Source organism: Deinococcus aerius (genome assembly GCF_002897375.1).
Classification (GTDB): domain Bacteria; phylum Deinococcota; class Deinococci; order Deinococcales; family Deinococcaceae; genus Deinococcus; species Deinococcus aerius.
This window is the reverse complement of sequence record NZ_BFAG01000004.1, coordinates 129,504-144,474: the sequence shown is the minus strand read 5'-3', so window position 1 is coordinate 144,474 and position 14,971 is coordinate 129,504. Positions and strand designations below refer to the sequence as shown.

General features: G+C 71.6%; 17 protein-coding genes. 7 read left to right on the top strand and 10 right to left on the bottom strand.

Annotated elements, in window-relative coordinates; all coding sequences use genetic code 11:
* The first annotated feature begins 12 nt into the window (after nt 1-12).
* The gene (locus DAERI_RS07560; RefSeq protein WP_165794122.1) at nt 13-426 is read left to right on the top strand and encodes a hypothetical protein; all 414 of its coding nucleotides are present in this window, start codon (nt 13-15) and stop codon (nt 424-426) included.
* A gap of 96 nt (nt 427-522) precedes the next feature.
* On the opposite strand, the gene DAERI_RS07555 is transcribed toward DAERI_RS07560, so the two are convergent.
* Nucleotides 523-966, bottom strand: a complete 444-nt coding sequence (locus tag DAERI_RS07555) for a 23S rRNA (pseudouridine(1915)-N(3))-methyltransferase RlmH (protein WP_103128820.1) — start codon at nt 964-966, stop codon at nt 523-525.
* A 363-nt stretch (nt 967-1,329) separates the two neighbouring features.
* On the opposite strand from DAERI_RS07555, the gene DAERI_RS07550 reads away from it, so the two are divergent.
* The 6 genes from DAERI_RS07550 (at nt 1,330) to DAERI_RS07525 (ending at nt 5,888) form a co-directional block, all read left to right on the top strand.
* Nucleotides 1,330-1,758, top strand: coding sequence for a hypothetical protein (locus DAERI_RS07550; RefSeq protein ID WP_103128819.1), 429 nt, complete (start codon nt 1,330-1,332; stop codon nt 1,756-1,758).
* A 71-nt stretch (nt 1,759-1,829) separates the two neighbouring features.
* On the top strand, nt 1,830-2,057 hold the full coding sequence (locus DAERI_RS07545) for a hypothetical protein (protein WP_103128818.1): 228 nt from the start codon (nt 1,830-1,832) through the stop codon (nt 2,055-2,057).
* A 49-nt stretch (nt 2,058-2,106) separates the two neighbouring features.
* A complete protein-coding gene (rsmI, locus tag DAERI_RS07540; protein WP_103128817.1) occupies nt 2,107-2,949 on the top strand; it encodes a 16S rRNA (cytidine(1402)-2'-O)-methyltransferase in 843 nt (280 codons plus the stop codon).
* A 26-nt stretch (nt 2,950-2,975) separates the two neighbouring features.
* On the top strand, nt 2,976-3,986 hold the full coding sequence (pfkA, locus tag DAERI_RS07535; protein WP_103128816.1) for a 6-phosphofructokinase: 1,011 nt from the start codon (nt 2,976-2,978) through the stop codon (nt 3,984-3,986).
* A 40-nt stretch (nt 3,987-4,026) separates the two neighbouring features.
* Nucleotides 4,027-4,899, top strand: coding sequence for a Hint domain-containing protein (locus DAERI_RS07530; RefSeq protein ID WP_133161985.1), 873 nt, complete (start codon nt 4,027-4,029; stop codon nt 4,897-4,899).
* Nucleotides 4,896-5,888, top strand: a complete 993-nt coding sequence (locus DAERI_RS07525; RefSeq protein WP_103128814.1) for an endonuclease/exonuclease/phosphatase family protein — start codon at nt 4,896-4,898, stop codon at nt 5,886-5,888. Before DAERI_RS07530 ends, DAERI_RS07525 begins: the two co-directional genes overlap by 4 nt.
* An 11-nt stretch (nt 5,889-5,899) precedes the next feature.
* On the opposite strand, the gene DAERI_RS07520 is transcribed toward DAERI_RS07525, so the two are convergent.
* The 9 genes from DAERI_RS07520 to murG all read right to left on the bottom strand — a co-directional run bounded on the left by DAERI_RS07520 (nt 5,900) and on the right by murG (nt 14,899).
* Complete coding sequence (locus DAERI_RS07520) at nt 5,900-7,135, bottom strand: VanW family protein (RefSeq protein ID WP_235610292.1); 1,236 nt, start codon at nt 7,133-7,135, stop codon at nt 5,900-5,902.
* A gap of 80 nt (nt 7,136-7,215) precedes the next feature.
* Entirely contained in the window at nt 7,216-7,695 is a 480-nt protein-coding gene (locus DAERI_RS07515) for a fasciclin domain-containing protein (protein ID WP_165794121.1), read from the bottom strand.
* A gap of 455 nt (nt 7,696-8,150) precedes the next feature.
* Nucleotides 8,151-9,242, bottom strand: a complete 1,092-nt coding sequence (gene ftsZ / locus DAERI_RS07510) for a cell division protein FtsZ (RefSeq protein WP_103128922.1) — start codon at nt 9,240-9,242, stop codon at nt 8,151-8,153.
* Nucleotides 9,243-9,375: 133 nt separating this feature from the next.
* The gene (gene ftsA, locus DAERI_RS07505; RefSeq protein WP_103128813.1) at nt 9,376-10,716 is read right to left on the bottom strand and encodes a cell division protein FtsA; all 1,341 of its coding nucleotides are present in this window, start codon (nt 10,714-10,716) and stop codon (nt 9,376-9,378) included.
* Nucleotides 10,713-11,441, bottom strand: a complete 729-nt coding sequence (locus DAERI_RS07500) for a cell division protein FtsQ/DivIB (RefSeq protein WP_235610291.1) — start codon at nt 11,439-11,441, stop codon at nt 10,713-10,715. Before DAERI_RS07500 ends, ftsA begins: the two co-directional genes overlap by 4 nt.
* Before the next feature lie 3 nt (nt 11,442-11,444).
* Complete coding sequence (locus DAERI_RS07495; RefSeq protein WP_103128921.1) at nt 11,445-12,347, bottom strand: UDP-N-acetylmuramate dehydrogenase; 903 nt, start codon at nt 12,345-12,347, stop codon at nt 11,445-11,447.
* Nucleotides 12,348-12,364: 17 nt separating this feature from the next.
* On the bottom strand, nt 12,365-13,789 hold the full coding sequence (gene murC, locus DAERI_RS07490; RefSeq protein ID WP_165794120.1) for a UDP-N-acetylmuramate--L-alanine ligase: 1,425 nt from the start codon (nt 13,787-13,789) through the stop codon (nt 12,365-12,367).
* Entirely contained in the window at nt 13,782-13,973 is a 192-nt protein-coding gene (locus tag DAERI_RS23065) for a hypothetical protein (RefSeq protein WP_268806194.1), read from the bottom strand. The genes murC and DAERI_RS23065 overlap by 8 nt, the downstream gene beginning before the upstream one ends.
* Entirely contained in the window at nt 13,925-14,899 is a 975-nt protein-coding gene (gene murG, locus DAERI_RS07485; RefSeq protein ID WP_268806193.1) for an undecaprenyldiphospho-muramoylpentapeptide beta-N-acetylglucosaminyltransferase, read from the bottom strand. Before murG ends, DAERI_RS23065 begins: the two co-directional genes overlap by 49 nt.
* Nucleotides 14,900-14,971: the final 72 nt, after the last annotated feature.

Here is a 14,971-nt window from a genome sequence, read left to right as displayed (position 1 = left end):
GACACTCGGGGCATGAGGCGACTCAAGACGGTGGTGGCGCTGGCGGCGCTCACGGCAGGGGCGGCGGGGGCCGAGACGTTCGGTGTGCAGGTCGGGGCGGCGGCGGGCGGCGGGCTGGGGCTGCACCTGGGCGCCTACAGCCGGGTCGCGGGCTTCGGCCCCCTTCAGGCCGAGGGGCGCGGCACCCTCGATCTGCGGCGGGGCGGGGCCGAGGTCGGCGCGGACGCCCTGCTGAGCGTGAACCTGCTCCTGGCCCGCCCCTACGCCGGGGTGGGCGTGGGAGTCCCGCTCTCGGGCGGCGGGAGCTTCGGCTTCCACACCACGCTGGGCGCCCGCTTCGGCCTGCCCGGCCCCTTCTCGGGTTTCGCCGAGGGCAACTTCGGGTCGCGGAACGTGTACCGGGCGGGGCTGCTGCTGCGGTTCTGAGAGGGTCAGTGGGAAGTGGTGAGTGGTCAGTGGAAAAAGTGCGGCGGGAGCAGAAGCTTCTGCCGCTCCCCCCACTGACCACGGGCCACTTCCCACTCACCCTCCCCGGTGATACGGCTCCCCCGCGCTGATCGTCGCCGCCCGGTACAGGGCTTCGAGCAGCACGATCATGGCGAGGTCGTGCGGCAGCGTGAGTTGCCCCAGGCTCCACAGCCGGGAGGCCCCGGCGCGCAGCGCGTCCGCGTGCCCCTCGGGGCCGCCGATGGCGAAGGCGAGTTCTCCCGTGCCGCCGACCGCCTGGGCGTCGAGGAAGGCGCTCAGGCCCCCACTGGTGAACTGGGTGCCGCGTGGGTCGAGCAGGATCAGGGGGGCGCGGCCCGCCGCCCGGCCGATGGCCTCGGACTCCTGAACCTGTGTCTTCCCGGCCACCCGCGTCACCTGGACCTTGTGGTAGCGCCGCAACCGCTTCTCGTACTCGTCCCAGCCTGCCCGGGCATAGGCGAGCCGGGGTTCGCCGACGGTGATCAGATGCAGCCGCATGGGGCAGAGGATAGGGGAGGGCGGGGCAGGGGGAGGAGACCCGGATGGGAGCCCACCGGTCGCGTCGGGGACCAAACAGGTGTCATGCTGAGCGGGAGGGAAGCCCCCCGAGGCTGGCTGGAAGGCGGGGACCCTCGGCTCACTCACGGCGACAGGTGCCAAGTTGTGAGCGGGGGCAAATGAGGCCACCTCCGGGGACGGGATCACCCTCGCCCCCTGCGGGAGAGGGGTTACGCGGGCGGTTCCCTTCACCCGCGAGCGACCGACCCACCCGGTGGTGCTGGCCGCCCGCTTCCCTTCCCCCACAAGCGGCGAGTCACGGGCTAGACTGCCTGCCATGCTCGCCCCCCTGCGGAGGTTTCCGTGAACTACGCGGCGACGCTGGCGGTGCTGGTGGTGCTGGCCTTCTGCTTTCCGCTCACCGTGCGGCTGGGCGCGCAGCTCGGCGTGCCGGAGGTCTACACGGCCTCGGCGCTGGGGGCGATCCTCACGTTCGCGCTCGCCGCCTACCTCGTGCGCTGGCAGGTGGGCCGCCACCGGGACACGCTGGAACGCCTGGAGACGGCGCGGGCGCAGGTCGCCGCCGACCCGGAAAATCCCCGCGCGTACTTCGTGAGGGGCGAACATCTGGGCAGCATCCTGCTGCGGCTGGACCGGCGGCGCGAGGCGGCCGAGGTGATCGACCGCTACGCGCGGCTGGGCGGGGCGCGTGAGAGCGAGATCATCGCGCTGCGGGAGGCCCTCTCGGGGGCCGAGCGGCGGCAGCACCGGGCCCAGGGCCGGGAAGTGTGAGTCCCGGTTCAGGAGGCCTCCTAGCTCCCCCGGGCACTCTTCGGGAGTGCAAGGAATAGAGTGATCTGCATATGAGGGCGTACAAGGGCATCGTGGAAAGCGGCGTGGTCGTCTTGATCGGCGCGCGGCTCCCGGAAGGCACGGTCGTGACCGTCACGGTCGGCGAGGCGGAACTGCTGCGCGCGCGCATCACCAGCGTCCTCAAGCGTCCCCGCAAGGTGCGCGTGCGCCTCAAGCCGGTGCCGGGATTGGTGGCGGAGGCCGTGCCCGCGGGCGGAGTGAGCGAAGCCGGGGAATGAGGAGGAACGGTCAGCCGGGAGCCCGGGGAACTGTGGCCGGAGGTCGTCCGTGACCCCCGAGCCCTCCTCCCCCCGCGTCTGGCTTGTGCCCACGCCCGTGGGCAACCTGGGGGACATCACCCTGCGGGCGGTGGAGGTGCTGCGCGGGGCGGACGCCGTGGCCTGCGAGGACACGCGGCGGACAGGGGCGCTGCTCACCCACCTGGGGATCGGCAAGCCCCTCGTCCGTCTCGACGCCCACACCATGCACCGCGCCGGGCAGGTGCTGGAACAGTATCCCCGCCTCGCCTACGTCTCCGACGCGGGCACGCCGGGCATCAGCGACCCGGGGGCGGAACTCGTGCGGGCGGCGGTCGCGGCGGACATCCCGGTCGAGGTGCTGCCGGGGCCGACCGCCTTCGTCCCGGCGCTCGTGCTGTCGGGGCTCCCGAACGCCCGCTTCACCTTCGAGGGCTTCCTGCCCCGCTCGGGCCGCGAGCGCCGGGAGCGCCTGGAGGCCATTGCCGCCCGCCCCGAGACGACCATCCTGTACGAGAGCCCCCACCGCCTCGCCGCCACGCTCGCCGACCTGGCCCGGGCGTGCGGCGAGACGCGGGCCGCCAGCGTGACCCGCGAACTCTCCAAGCGCTTCGAGGAGACGGCGCGCGGCCCGCTGGCGGAACTCGCGGCCCGGTTTGAGGAGGGGACCCGCGGCGAGATCGTGGTCGTCGTCGCGGGCCGACCCACAGGGGAAGCCGTGCCCGGCGAGGAAGTCCCTGACCACGCCGCCCTCGCCCGGACCTGGGCGGGCGAGGGCCGGGGGGCCCGCGAGATCCGGGAATTGCTGATGGGCCAGGGTTTGCGTAAGAATGACGCTTATGCGCTGGCCCTCGCGGTCACGCAGGAGACCTGAGCCCCACCCCCGACGAGGAGTTGCCCGTGACCGACATCGACCCCGTAACCGTCCACCCCAACCCCGCCGGGGTCAAGCGCCTGGCCGTCCTCACCAGCGGGGGGGACGCGCCCGGCATGAACGCGGCGATCCGCGCGGTCGTCCGCACCGCCACCCACCAGGGCATCGAGGTCGTGGGGGTGCGGCGGGGCTTTTCCGGCCTGCACCGCGGCAATATGGCGATCATCGGCGCGCGTGACGTGGCGAACACCATCCAGCGCGGCGGCACCATCCTCCTGACCGCGCGCTCGCACACCTGGCGCACGCCCGAGGGCCGCGCCAAGGGGGCCGAGTACCTGCGCGAGTGGGGGGTGGACGGCCTGATCGTGATCGGCGGCGACGGCTCCTTCCACGGCGGGTACTACCTTCAGCAGGAACACGGCATCCCGGTGATCGGCGTGCCGGGCACCATCGACAACGACCTGTACGGCACCGACCACACCATCGGCTACTTCACCGCCGTCGAGACCGCTCTGGACGCCGTGGACAAGCTGCGCGACACGGGCGCCTCGCACGAGCGCATCTTCGTGATCGAGGTGATGGGCCGCCACGCCGGGCACATCGCCCTGGAGGTCGCGGTTGCGGGCGGCGCCGAGGAGGTCTTCATCCCGGAGGACCCCAGGCCGGTGGACGGCGTGGTCGCCACCGTGCAGGAGAGCCTGGCGAAGGGCAAGGCGAGTTCCATCATCATCGTCGCCGAGGGCTTTCCGGGCGGCGCGCAGGGCGTGGCCGACGCCATCGAGGCCGGGACCGGGCTGGAGACGCGCGTGAGCATCCTGGGCCATATCCAGCGCGGCGGCACCCCCGTCAGCAGCGACCGGGTCCTCGCCAGCCGCCTGGGCGAGGCCGCCGTCTACGCCCTGATGGACGGTATGCGGGGCGTGATGGTGGGCCGGATGAACGGCGAGATCAGCTACACCCCCCTGGAGGAAACCTGGGAGAAGCGCAAGGACGTGAGCCGCGACCTGTACCGCTGCGCGAAGACGCTGAGCGTGTAGGGTTCAAGTTCCCGTCAGCCCCTTCCCCTAAGCTCGGGCTGTGTTCAAGGCTTTGACGCTGGGAATGTTGCTGCTGGGCCAGGCCCTCGCCGTGGAGAGCCTGCGGGTGGGGGACCACGTGTTGCTGCTCACCGGCAGCCTGCGGGTCGGGAGCCGCACTCTGGTCTCCGCCTTCCTGACCGACGCGCAGGGGCGGCAGGTGCCCCGTTCACCCTGGCTGGGGCGTCCCCTCACCGTCACGGCGGAGACGACCAGCGCTTACCGGCTCTCGGGCGGGGCCGGGCAGGTGTGGCTGCCGCGGCGGAACCTGGGGACCAAGGCCGTCTTTCCCCTCACCCGGGATGCGGAGACTAAGGCCCTCGCCGCGCGCCTGAGCGGCCAGAACGTGTGGCCCTTCGGCCTGTGGCACGTTCCCTGCGAGGTGATGGACGGCTTCTACGCCGACCTGACCCTGAAGGGCGCGCGGGTGGAGGACGTGTGGCGGCTGCAGGACCTGAGCCCGACCATCCTGCTCGTTCTGGGGAAGCCCCAGGGGATGGACGTCTTGTCTCTCGCCTACGGCGGCGTGAACCAGGGTTACGAGGGGGAGGCCCGGGCGCAGATTCCGGCCCGCTGCACCACCCTTCCCGCCCTGTACACGAACGTCGCCGAAGTGGAGAGGAGACTGTCCCTGTCCCGCCCCGCCCCCCCTCCGGCCCTTCCCAACGACCCGGCCGGGCAGGAGCGGGCGCTGATCGGCTGGACGCGCGAGCAGGTGTACGTCCAGTACGGCAGCCCCAACGAGCCGGGCACCCGTGCGGACCTGAACCGCCTCCCCACCTGGACCTACGGGGCAGGCGGGTACGACTTCATCCGGGTGGACTTCGGGCCTTCGGGGCGGGTGGTGCGCGCCTCCATCGCCCGCAGCCCGTGAGGTCCCGACTCGCCGCCCTCTCCCTCCTGTTCGCGGCCCTGACCCTCGCCTGGGGCTTGCTCGCCCGCGCCCGCTCGGAGACGTGGTGGCCCGTCGCTACACTCGACCTCGTGCCGCCGCAGGTGCTGTTGCCCTTGCCCCTCTGGCTTGCCTGGAGGGCGCTGAGGGGGAGGAGGTGGAACTGGGCCGCCCTGAATGTAGCCGTTGCCGCCGCCTTTACCGTGGGACAAGTAGGCTTGGTCCCGCCCCGCTTCCCGTCCGGCACAGAGGGAAAGGGTTCTTCACTGCGCGTGCTGACGCTGAACACCGACTTTGCCGGCGCGCACCCGGCAAGGCTCGCAGCCCTTGCCCGGCGGGAGCGGGTGGAGGTGGTGACCCTGCAAGAAGCCCTGGACCGGAACCGAAAGGCCGGATATACGGCCCGGGTGCGCGCCGCCTTCCCCGGCTGGACCCTCGTTCGGCACGACGAATTGATCACGCTCTCGCGCCTGCAAGTGCATTCCTCCCGGGTCGTGTCCTTCCCCCGCTCGCCCCACGCGGTTCTCGTCACGTCCGTGGGGGTCTCCGGGCGAACGGTGACGGTGGTGAATACCCACCTCCCCACCCTCGGACTCCTGCCCAGTGCCAGTGACGTGCGGTTGGGCCGCTCGTTACCGAAACGAGTCTCCCGCCGCCTCGCGGTGCGGCGCGACTTCGTGGGGGTCATGGAGAGCATTCTGAGGGCAACGCCCGGCCCGCTCGTCCTCGCGGGGGACCTGAATGCCCCGCCGCACGGCGAACTGCACGCCCACCTGTCGGCCCTCGGCCTGATCGACGCCTTCCTGGCCGGGGGGCTCGGCTTCGGCTTCACCCACCACGCCCGCTTCGGGCACTCGCGCATCGACTACATCTGGACGCAAGGCGCCCGGGTCGAACGTGCTTCGGCCCTCCCCGATCTGCTCAGCGACCACCGCGCCCTGCTCGCCGACCTGCGGCTGCCCCCACCCTGAGGCGGCCTGGCTCAGCGCACCCGCCCGTCCTGGGGACTGACCGCGAAGAGCCCACCCCAGGGCCGGTAGACGCTGCGCGTCTCGTCCCGGACCACCCGCCCGTCCGCGTACCGGACCTGCCGCGCGACGCTGACCCGCGAGCCGGGGGCGGGCATGTCGAGCCGCCGCGTCTCCCCGGGACGTAAGTTCGCGTCGGCCACGAACGCCGGGGGCGGGGGCGGGCGCACGTCCGCCTGGCGCGGGGCCGCCACCCACACCTTCCGGCCATCGGGGCGCCCGAACAGGTCGATGCGGAGTTCCCGCCGTGAGAGGTCCCAGCTCGCCTGCACGAGCAGCGGCCCGGCCGTGTCGTTGCGCCAGCGCAGGTTCTTGCTCGGCGCGTACACCGCCGCGTCGAGCCCGGGCGGGTCGTAGTACGCCACCTGATAGGAGTGCGCGTGCCGCTCGGTGATCGGGAGCCCCGCCGCGTGCGCCGCGCGAAACACGGTGGTGCTGACCTGACAGAGCCCGCCGCCGTCCTCCAGGCTGAGGGTCCGGCCCGTGATTACGTACCCCCGCACGAAGCCGCCCGCGGCGTCGATGCGCCCCACCCGCATATTGAAATTGAACTCTGCCCCGGGCGCGACCCAGGTGCCGTGCAGCTTGCCCGCGCCCACCCGGATGTTCTGCACCCGGAAGCCGGGGCTTCCCGCGAAGGTGGACCTCCCCGAGGCGAGGTGCGTCAGACCCTGCCCGTGCGCCCAGCGGACGCTGCGGGCCGGGGCCCGGAGGCGCAGGACGAGCGCGCTGCTTCCTTCCCCCCGCCCCAGCGCCTCCCGCAGCCGCGCCTCCGTCTGTTTCCGGTCAACCTTCCAGCCCGTCTGGGCCCGGGCGACCCAAGAATTCCCCTCGCGGAAAAACCGCACGTCCCTTGCCCGCCGGGCCTCCACCTGCGTGTAGACCCGATCCAGGGCGGCCCGCAAGGGGGAGAGGTCCCCCGACGTTCTGAGCCGCGCGGCCTGCTCCCCCGGCACCAGCAGCGTGAACTGGCGTTCAAGGCTGGGCCGCTCCACCCGGCTCCCGATCAGCACGGGCTCAGGCGCACTCAGGCGGAGTTGGAGGCGCAGGGGAGGTGTGACGCGGGTGACCGCTGCGGGTGGGGCGACCGGCGTGGGCAGGGGGAGGGTTCCGGGCGCCGCCGCCGTGGCCTGCCAGCCCAGCAGCAGCGCGGGCAGGAGCGGGAAGGATCGGAAGAGGGGTGAGGCCATGGGTGGGGAGCCTCCTGGCGGAGTGTGGGCACGGGGGAGGGCGCGCAGGTTGCTGCGTTCCTCCCCCGTGCCCGGCCCGCTCAGGGCATCAGAACGGTGTCGATGACGTGGATGATCCCGTTACTCGCGCGGATGTCGGCACGGGTGACCGTCGCGTCGTTGATCCTGACCGTGTTGCCGCTCGCGGTGATGTTCAGGGTCCCGCCGCTCGCGGTCGTCGCGCTGCTCAGGCCACTGACTTGGGCCGCCGTCACCCGGCCCGGCACCACGTGGTACAGCAGCAGGGCGCGGAGCTGCTCGCGGTTGTTCAGCAGGGCGGTGAGCTGATCCTGCGGCACCTTGGCGAAGGCCGCGTTGGTGGGCGCGAAGACGGTGTACGGCCCGGGGCCGCTCAGCGTCTCCACCAGCCCGGCCGCCTGCACCGCCGACAGCAGGGTGCTGAAGTTGGGGTCGTTCGCCACGATGGCCGCGATGGTGTTGCCCGTCGGGACGGCGCTGCCGCCTCCCGCCAGAGCCACCGAGGACACCAGCAGGGCCGCCGACACGATTACCTTACGCATCTTCAATCCTCCTGATCAGGAACATCAAAAGGTGGCCTTGACTTGAAGCGCGCCTCGTCCGGACATGCTTCAAGCCCCGCTCGTCTTCAGTCAATCCGGGAAGATTACGGACCTGTTCCCAGCTCGACAATGGGATCGTAAAAGTCGGGGAAAAGCGATTGAGTACGCCGCCGTACAATGAGGCCAGGCTAAAGTGTTGAGGGCTACAAAGGTGTGGGGCCCTGTTTCCAGTGGTCAGCCCAGTTTCAACGGTTTTCCTGGGCTTGGCTTTCGCAAAACCGCTTCAAGGCAGACCGTTTTAATCCTTCCCTGGAGAGGGCGTGAACGGGCACGCTGCCCCAACGCAACCGCCCCGTCCCCTGGACAACGTGTCCGCCCACCGGTTTCCCTCTCACAAGCCGAAAAAACCACCCCCGCGCGGAGGGTGGTTGGAAGAGACGCCGTGACGCGGGGGCTCAGTCGCGCCCGACATTCCGCAGGAACGCGGGGATGTCGTAGTCCTTGGGGTCGTAGGAGCTGCCGCCCTGACCGCGCACCGGGCGCACGATGGTGTCGATGCTCGTGCCGCGGCTGCCCGACTTGCCCATGCCCAGGCTCAGGCCGCTGGGGAAGGCGCCCTCGCCGAAGCCGGTGGCGATCACGGTGACGCGCACCTCGTCGCCCGCCGCCTCGTCCGGCGTGATGCCGAAGAGGATGTCGGGGTCCTCGAAGCCGGTGGCGTCGCGGATCTTCTCCACGATCTCGTTCGCGTCCGTCATGGAGAGGTCGTAGCCGCCCGTCACGTTGATCAGGATGCGGCGCGCCCCCTCGATGCCGCGCTCCAGCAGCGGCGAGTGGATGGCGCTCATGGCGGCCTCGTCGGCGACCTTCTCGCCCCGGCCCGCGCCGATGCCCATCAGGACCGTGCCCGAGTTGGAGAGCATATTCCGCACGTCCGCGAAGTCGAGGTTGATCATGCCCTCGACGTTGATCACGTCGCTGATCCCCTTGACCCCGTAGTACAGCACCCGGTCGGCGATGAGGAACGCCTCGCGGAACGAGACCTTCTTGTCCACGGCGGTGAGCAGCTTCTCGTTGTTCACCACGATCATGCCGTCCACGCGCTCCGTGAGCTTGTTGATGCCGTCCTCGGCCACCCGGGCGCGCTTGGGTCCCTCGAACTTGAAGGGCCGGGTCACGATGGCGACCGTCAGGATGCCCATCTCGCGGGCGATCTCGGCGACCACCGGGGCGCTGCCCGTGCCGGTGCCGCCGCCCATCCCGGCGGTGATAAACAGCATGTCGGTGCCGTCGAGGTACTCCTTGATGCGCTCGCGGTCCTCCAGGGCGGCCTTTTCCCCCACCTCGGGGTCGGCCCCGGCGCCCAGACCGCGGGTCAGGCGGTCCCCGAGCTGAATGCGGACCTCGGCGTGGCTCTTGGCGAGCACCTGCGCGTCGGTGTTCCCCGCGACGAACTCGACGCCCTCGAGTCCCGATTCGATCATGCGGTTCACCGCATTGTTTCCCGCCCCGCCCAAGCCAATCACGCGAATTCTGGCCGCTTGCATCATGTCTCCTTCACGCGGCGCACCCTTGGCGGTGCCCACGAATCATGCGGTGTAGTTTAACGCAGGATACCCGCCACGTCCCCCCGGGGGAAGGGTCGGGTCCTCCTGCGCCCCGGCCTCACCGCTAAACCGGTTACAGCCAGTCCTTGAAAATGCCCCGCACGCGGTCCATAAAGGTGCCGCTGCTCTTGTCCTTCTCCTTCTTGGGCGCGGCGGCGGGCGCCGGGTTGGGCGCGACCACCGTGACCTCGGGCTGTGGGCTCCCCTTGCTCACCGGGGCGGGAGCCGGCGCGGGCTCCGGTTCCTGGAACACTGAGACGGGCACCTTGCCGTCCTGGCCGATCCCGTACAGCACCAGGCCGACGCCGCTGGAGTGCGCCGGGCCGCTCACGATGTCGGTGAGCCCCCCGATCCCGCGCGGGCGCCCCAGCCGGACGGGCAGCCGGAAGCGGTCGCGGGCGAGGTCCGTCGTGCCGCGCAGCAGGCTGGCCCCGCCCGTCAGCACCACACCCTGCGCCACGAGTTCCACCGGGCCGAGCGCCTGATCGATCTCGTCGCGGACCATGCCGAAGATTTCCGACAGACGCGGCTTGATGATGCGTGACAGTTCAAAGGCGCTGATCGCGTGCGTGGAGCCGTTCGAGGAGGTGATCTCCAGCGTGAGGTCGGGGTCGGCGAGTTCGGGGATGGCGGCCCCGTACTTGCGCTTGACGTTCTCGGCCTCCTCGTGCGGGATCTTGAGGATCTGCGCGAGGTCGGCGGTCACGTGCTCGCCGCCGAGGGGAATGCACGCCGAGTGCGCGAGGTTGCCGCGCTTGAACACGCCCACGTCGGTCGTGCCGCCGCCCATGTCGATCACGATGACGGTCTGCGCCTGCTCGGCGGCCTCCAGCGTGGCGAGGCCCGAGGCGAGCGCCTGGAGGACGAAGCCCTCGACCTTCAGCCCCGCCTCCTGCACGCAGCGCCGCAGGTTGAGCAGCGGCCCGGCGGTCCCGGCGACGATATGCACGTCCACCTCCAGGCGGACGCCGTGCATGCCGACGGGGTTCTTGATCCCCTCCTGGCCGTCCACGACGTACTCCTGCGGCAGCGTGTGGATGATCTCCAGGTGCGGGTCGAGCGGCACCGCGCGGGCGTTCTCGATGGCGCGGTCCACGTCGGGCTGGGTGATCTCCTGATTGCGGCGGATGGCGGCCAGCCCGTGGCTGGTGATCGCCTTGGCGTGGTTGCCCGCCACCGAGACGAAGACGCTGCCCACCCGCACGCCGCTGACCCGCTCGGCGCTCTGCACGGACTGGCGAATGGCGTGGGTGGCCCGCTCCAGATTGACGACGGCGCCGCGCTTCATGCCCTCGCTGGGCACGGTGCCCTCGCCGATGATGTCGACGGTGCCGTTCGGCGCGACCTCGCCGATGACGGTGGTGATCTTGGTGGTGCCGATGTCCAGCCCCACGATAATCGGGTTGTCCTTCATTCCTGGACGCTCACCCCCCAGGGGTAGATGTGGATTTGTTTGTTCGGGAATTGCACGAGGGCTCCAGCATACTTCAGCAGGGTCCTCAGGTCGCCGCTCCACACCGATCCGCTCGCGGTCCTGGCCGTGATTCCGGAGGGTGTGTACTCAACCGACTGGACATTGTACCCCCGCAGGGCGCGGGCGACGAACAGGGCGTCCCCCACCCGGCCCGGACCCCAGCCGGTCAGCAGGGGCAGGGCCTCCACCCCCTGGGCGCCCGGCAGCACCGTCCCGTCCTCGGCGAGGACGACCACCCGCCCCCCGGGCTGCTGGAGCCGGGCGAAGGGAACCCGCTCGGTCACCCGCACCTCGACGGTGTCGGGAAAGCGGCGGGTCACGGCGGCGGCGGTGATCCACGGGCTGCGCCGCAGGCCCTGCGCCCGCCACGCCCCGTAGTACGGCCAGGCGAAGCCCGGCGTCAGCCCCGCGAGGTTCCGCACCTGGGCCTCGGAGAGCCGGACGTTGCCCGTCACCGTCACCGTGCGGATGGGGAGGGCGAACCAGCTCGCGGCGAGCGCCCCGGCGAGCAGCACGGCGCCCAGGCTCCACCAGAGCGCCCGCCGTCGCCTCCTCGGGCGGGCGGGCGGAACTTCGGGGGAATCGGGAGGGGCGGGCGTGGGGTCCGGCGTCGGGGGGGCCGCCGTGACCCGGTGGTTCCCGCCCCGCGGCTTGGGCTCGGTCATGGGCTACATCCTGTCACGGAAGCTCATCCGGTGTGGCTCCTGGCCCTGCTCCGGCCACAACTCGTATTCCAGCTCCAGCGGCACGCCCACCCGCTCGCGGATGAGATGAAGCAGGGCGTGGACATCGGCGCTGCTCGCCCCCCCCAGGTTCACGATAAAGTTGGCGTGCTCCGGGGCGATCATCGCGTTCCCCACCCGGGTGCCCTTCAGGCCCGCCTCGTCGATGAGCTTGCCCGCCGAGACGCCCCCCGGATTCTTGAAGGCGCAGCCCGGCGTCTTCATCTTGGGCTGCCCCTTGCGGGCCTGGTCGGCGAGGTCCATCCGCGCCAGCACCTCTTCCGGGGTGGAGCGGCGCAACTTCAGGCGCACGCGCGAGACGACGTGGTTGCGGGGGATGCCGCTCCGGCGGTACCCCCAGTCCAGGTCATCCGGCGTGACCTGCCGCGTTCCCCCCGGCGTCACGATCTCCAGCGTGTGCAGGCCGTCGAACATCTCGCCGTAGCGGGTCCCCGCGTTCATCCACACCGCGCCGCCGACCTGCGCGGGGATACCGACGGTGCCCTCCAGGTTGGAGAGGCCGAGTTTTTGCAACTTGCGGATCAGGCCGGGGAGGGGCACGCCGCCGCCCACCCACCCGGTAACGACGGTCTCTTCTTCGCTCAACTCCGGGTCGGGCGTGAGGTCGCTCTCCGCCAGTGGCCCGGTCAGGCGAATCACCCGCTCGGGCACGCCCTCGTCCGCGACCACGAGGTTGCTTCCCCCGCCTAGGACGCGGTAGGGGGCCTCCATCGCCTCGGCGAGTTGTTCCAGGCTGGAGACGAACCACACCTCGGCCTCGCCGCCGACGCCCAGGGTGGTAAACCGGGCGAGGGGAAGGCGCTCCACCCGCGCCCCCGTCCGGCTCACACTGACGGGCAGGACGGTCACGCCCCACTCCCGGCAACACTGTCCCCCGCCAGTTCCCGCGAGAGCTTCCACACGTCGCCCGCGCCCATCGTCACGATCACATCCGCCGGCGTGGCCGTCTCGCGCAGGTAGCGCACGACCTCCGCGCGGTCGGGGGCATAGCGGACGCCCGCGTGCCCCCTCTCCGCCATCCGCCCGCTGACGAGCGTGGCGTGAATGCCGGGGATGGGCGGCTCCGAGGCCGCGGCGATGTCGAGGACCAGCACCTCGTCCGCGTCCATGAGCGCGTCGGCGAGGCGGGGCCAGGACTGCTGGGTGCGGAGGTAGCGGTGGGGCTGGAAGATCACCCGGACGCGGCGCCCGGTTTGCCGCGCGGCCTGCACGGCGGCGGCGACCTTGGTGGCGTTGTGCGCGTAATCGTCTATAACGAGCGCCCCGTTGAGTTCCCCGATCCGCTGCCAGCGGCGCCCGGGACCACGGAAGGTAGATAGGGCATCTGCGGCGGCGCGGAACTCCCCCCCGTACAGGTCGGTGACGGCCAACGATGCGAGCGCGTTCAGCACGTTATGGGTGCCGGGCAGGCTGACACGTGCCTCGCCCAGCGTCTCGCCCCGGCGCTCCACCGTGAAGCTCGTGCCCTCCGCGTCCGGCTGGAGGTTCACGGCGCGGTAGTCCGCCCCTTCCGACAGGCCGTAGCTCAGCCGCTCGCTCGCCCCGGCGCACAACGCCTCCAGCCCGGCCCAGTCGGCGCAGTACAGCACCCTTCCGGCGTGCCCCACGAAGCGGGCGAAGGCCGCGTGCTGCTCCTCCACCGTCTCCCAGTAGGTCGCCTGGTTGCCGCCCACATGGTCGTCCTCGGCGTTGGTGAACACGGCAGTCTCACACCTCAGTTCCCCGAATCCCCGGTCGGACTCGTCCACCTCGGCGACGAAGGGGCCATGTCCCACCCGCGCGTTCGAGCCGAACTCGGGCACGATGCCGCCCACAAAGGCCGCCGGGTCCAGCCCCGCCCCCTGCATGGCGACGGCGATCATGGAGGTCGTGGTCGTCTTGCCGTGGGTGCCGATCACGCCGACTGAGGGGCCAGCCCGCAGCAGCTCGTCCAGTAGGGCCATGCGCGGGCGCACCTCCACCCCGGCCTCGCGGGCGGCGGCGAGTTCGGGGTGGCTCTTGGGCACCGCCTCCGACGCGATGAGGACGTCCACGCCCGCCACGTGCGAGGCGTCGTGTCCCGCGCAGACCGTGATCCCCTCCCGCCCGAGCTGCTCGGTGAGTTCGGAGAGCTGGGCGTCGCACCCGCTGACCCGCACGCCGCGCGCCGCGAGCAGCCGCGCGAAGGCGCTCACGCCGATGCCGCCGATGCCCATCAGGTGATAGTGGGGCGGGGGGGACGGGGGCTCGGGGGCGGGCGCGGTGGAGGGGGGAGGAGGGGTGTCAGTCATGGTGGGAGGGGTTCGGGGCACGCGCCTCGCGCAGGTGCCGCTCCACCAGATCGGCGAAGCGGCCCGCCGCGCCCACCGGGGAGCGCCCCAGGGCCGCCTCCCGCATCGAGGCGCGCGTGCCCGCCGCCGCACACTCTAGCACCGCCTCCCCCAGCCGCCCGGCCAGGGCTGATTGCTCAACCACCCGCCCCGCCCCGCCCCCTGCACGCTGAGCGCGTTGTGGAGCTGGTGGTTCTCCGCTGACTCGGGCAGCGGCACCATGACGAGCGGAACGCCGTGAAAGGCGGCTTCGGCCAGCGTGCCCGTGCCGGCCCGGGTGATCGCCAGGTCCGAGGCCGACCACGCCGCGACCGCATCGGTGTAGCCGACCGCGTGATACCAGGGGAGGTCCGCCACACGGGGCGCGACCTCCTCCAGCCAGCGGGGGCCAGTCGAGTGCAGGACCTGGACAGGACCCTCGGGGGAGGTCCCTGTTTCCCCGAAGATGCCCCGCAGCACGTCCGGCACGGCGTTGTTCAGCGCCAGCGATCCCTGCGAGCCACCCATCACGAGCAGGGTGAGGGGGCCGTCACGCAGTCCGAGGCGGGCCAATGCCTCTGCCCGGGGCAGCCGCTCCTCCCGCACCGGCATCCCCACCATCGTGGCCTTGCCCTCGGGCAGCCCGACAACTTTCGGGTACGCCGTTCCCACCGCCCGCGCCCGGCCCGCCGCCAGCCGCTGGGTCAGGCCCAGGCGGGCATTCTGCTCGTGCAAGACGGTGGGCAGGCCCAGGCTCTGCGCGGCCAGCACGCCTGGAAGGCTGGCGAAGCCGCCGAAGCCCACGACGGCGCCAGGCCGGGTTCGGCTCAGAAAGGCGCGGGCCTCCGCTACCCCCCGCACCGCCCGCAGCAGCTCCCGCGGGTCCGGGCGGCCCTGCCCGCTGCGCGCGAGCTTCCCGGCGTCCACACCCTGAAAGGGCAGGCCCTGCTCGGCGGCCACCCGCTCCTCCATGCCGCCCCGCTGCCCCAGCAGCAGCGCCTCGTGCCCGCGCGCCATCAACTCGCGCGCTGTGGCGACCGCCGGATAGATGTGCCCCCCCGTGCCTCCCGTTGCCATGACGACCAGACTCATCCGGGGGAGTGTAGAGCGTCGGGAAGTGGTGAGTGGTCCGTGGTAAGTGGGGGAACGCCAGCCCCGACCCAC

Excerpts from the sequence above, each read along its gene's own strand:
- DAERI_RS07560 (WP_165794122.1), top strand. The coding sequence starts at position 13 with ATGAGGCGACTCAAGACGGTGGTGGCGCTGGCGGCGCTCACGGCAGGG.
- ftsA (WP_103128813.1), bottom strand. The coding sequence starts at position 10,716 with ATGAAGGACAACCCGATTATCGTGGGGCTGGACATCGGCACCACCAAG.
- murC (WP_165794120.1), bottom strand. The coding sequence starts at position 13,789 with ATGACTGACACCCCTCCTCCCCCCTCCACCGCGCCCGCCCCCGAGCCC.
- murG (WP_268806193.1), bottom strand. The coding sequence starts at position 14,899 with ATGAGTCTGGTCGTCATGGCAACGGGAGGCACGGGGGGGCACATCTAT.
- ftsZ (WP_103128922.1), bottom strand. The coding sequence starts at position 9,242 with ATGCAAGCGGCCAGAATTCGCGTGATTGGCTTGGGCGGGGCGGGAAAC.
- DAERI_RS07500 (WP_235610291.1), bottom strand. The coding sequence starts at position 11,441 with ATGACCGAGCCCAAGCCGCGGGGCGGGAACCACCGGGTCACGGCGGCC.
- DAERI_RS07520 (WP_235610292.1), bottom strand. The coding sequence starts at position 7,135 with ATGGCCTCACCCCTCTTCCGATCCTTCCCGCTCCTGCCCGCGCTGCTG.
- DAERI_RS07555 (WP_103128820.1), bottom strand. The coding sequence starts at position 966 with ATGCGGCTGCATCTGATCACCGTCGGCGAACCCCGGCTCGCCTATGCC.
- DAERI_RS07545 (WP_103128818.1), top strand. The coding sequence starts at position 1,830 with ATGAGGGCGTACAAGGGCATCGTGGAAAGCGGCGTGGTCGTCTTGATC.
- DAERI_RS07515 (WP_165794121.1), bottom strand. The coding sequence starts at position 7,695 with ATGCGTAAGGTAATCGTGTCGGCGGCCCTGCTGGTGTCCTCGGTGGCT.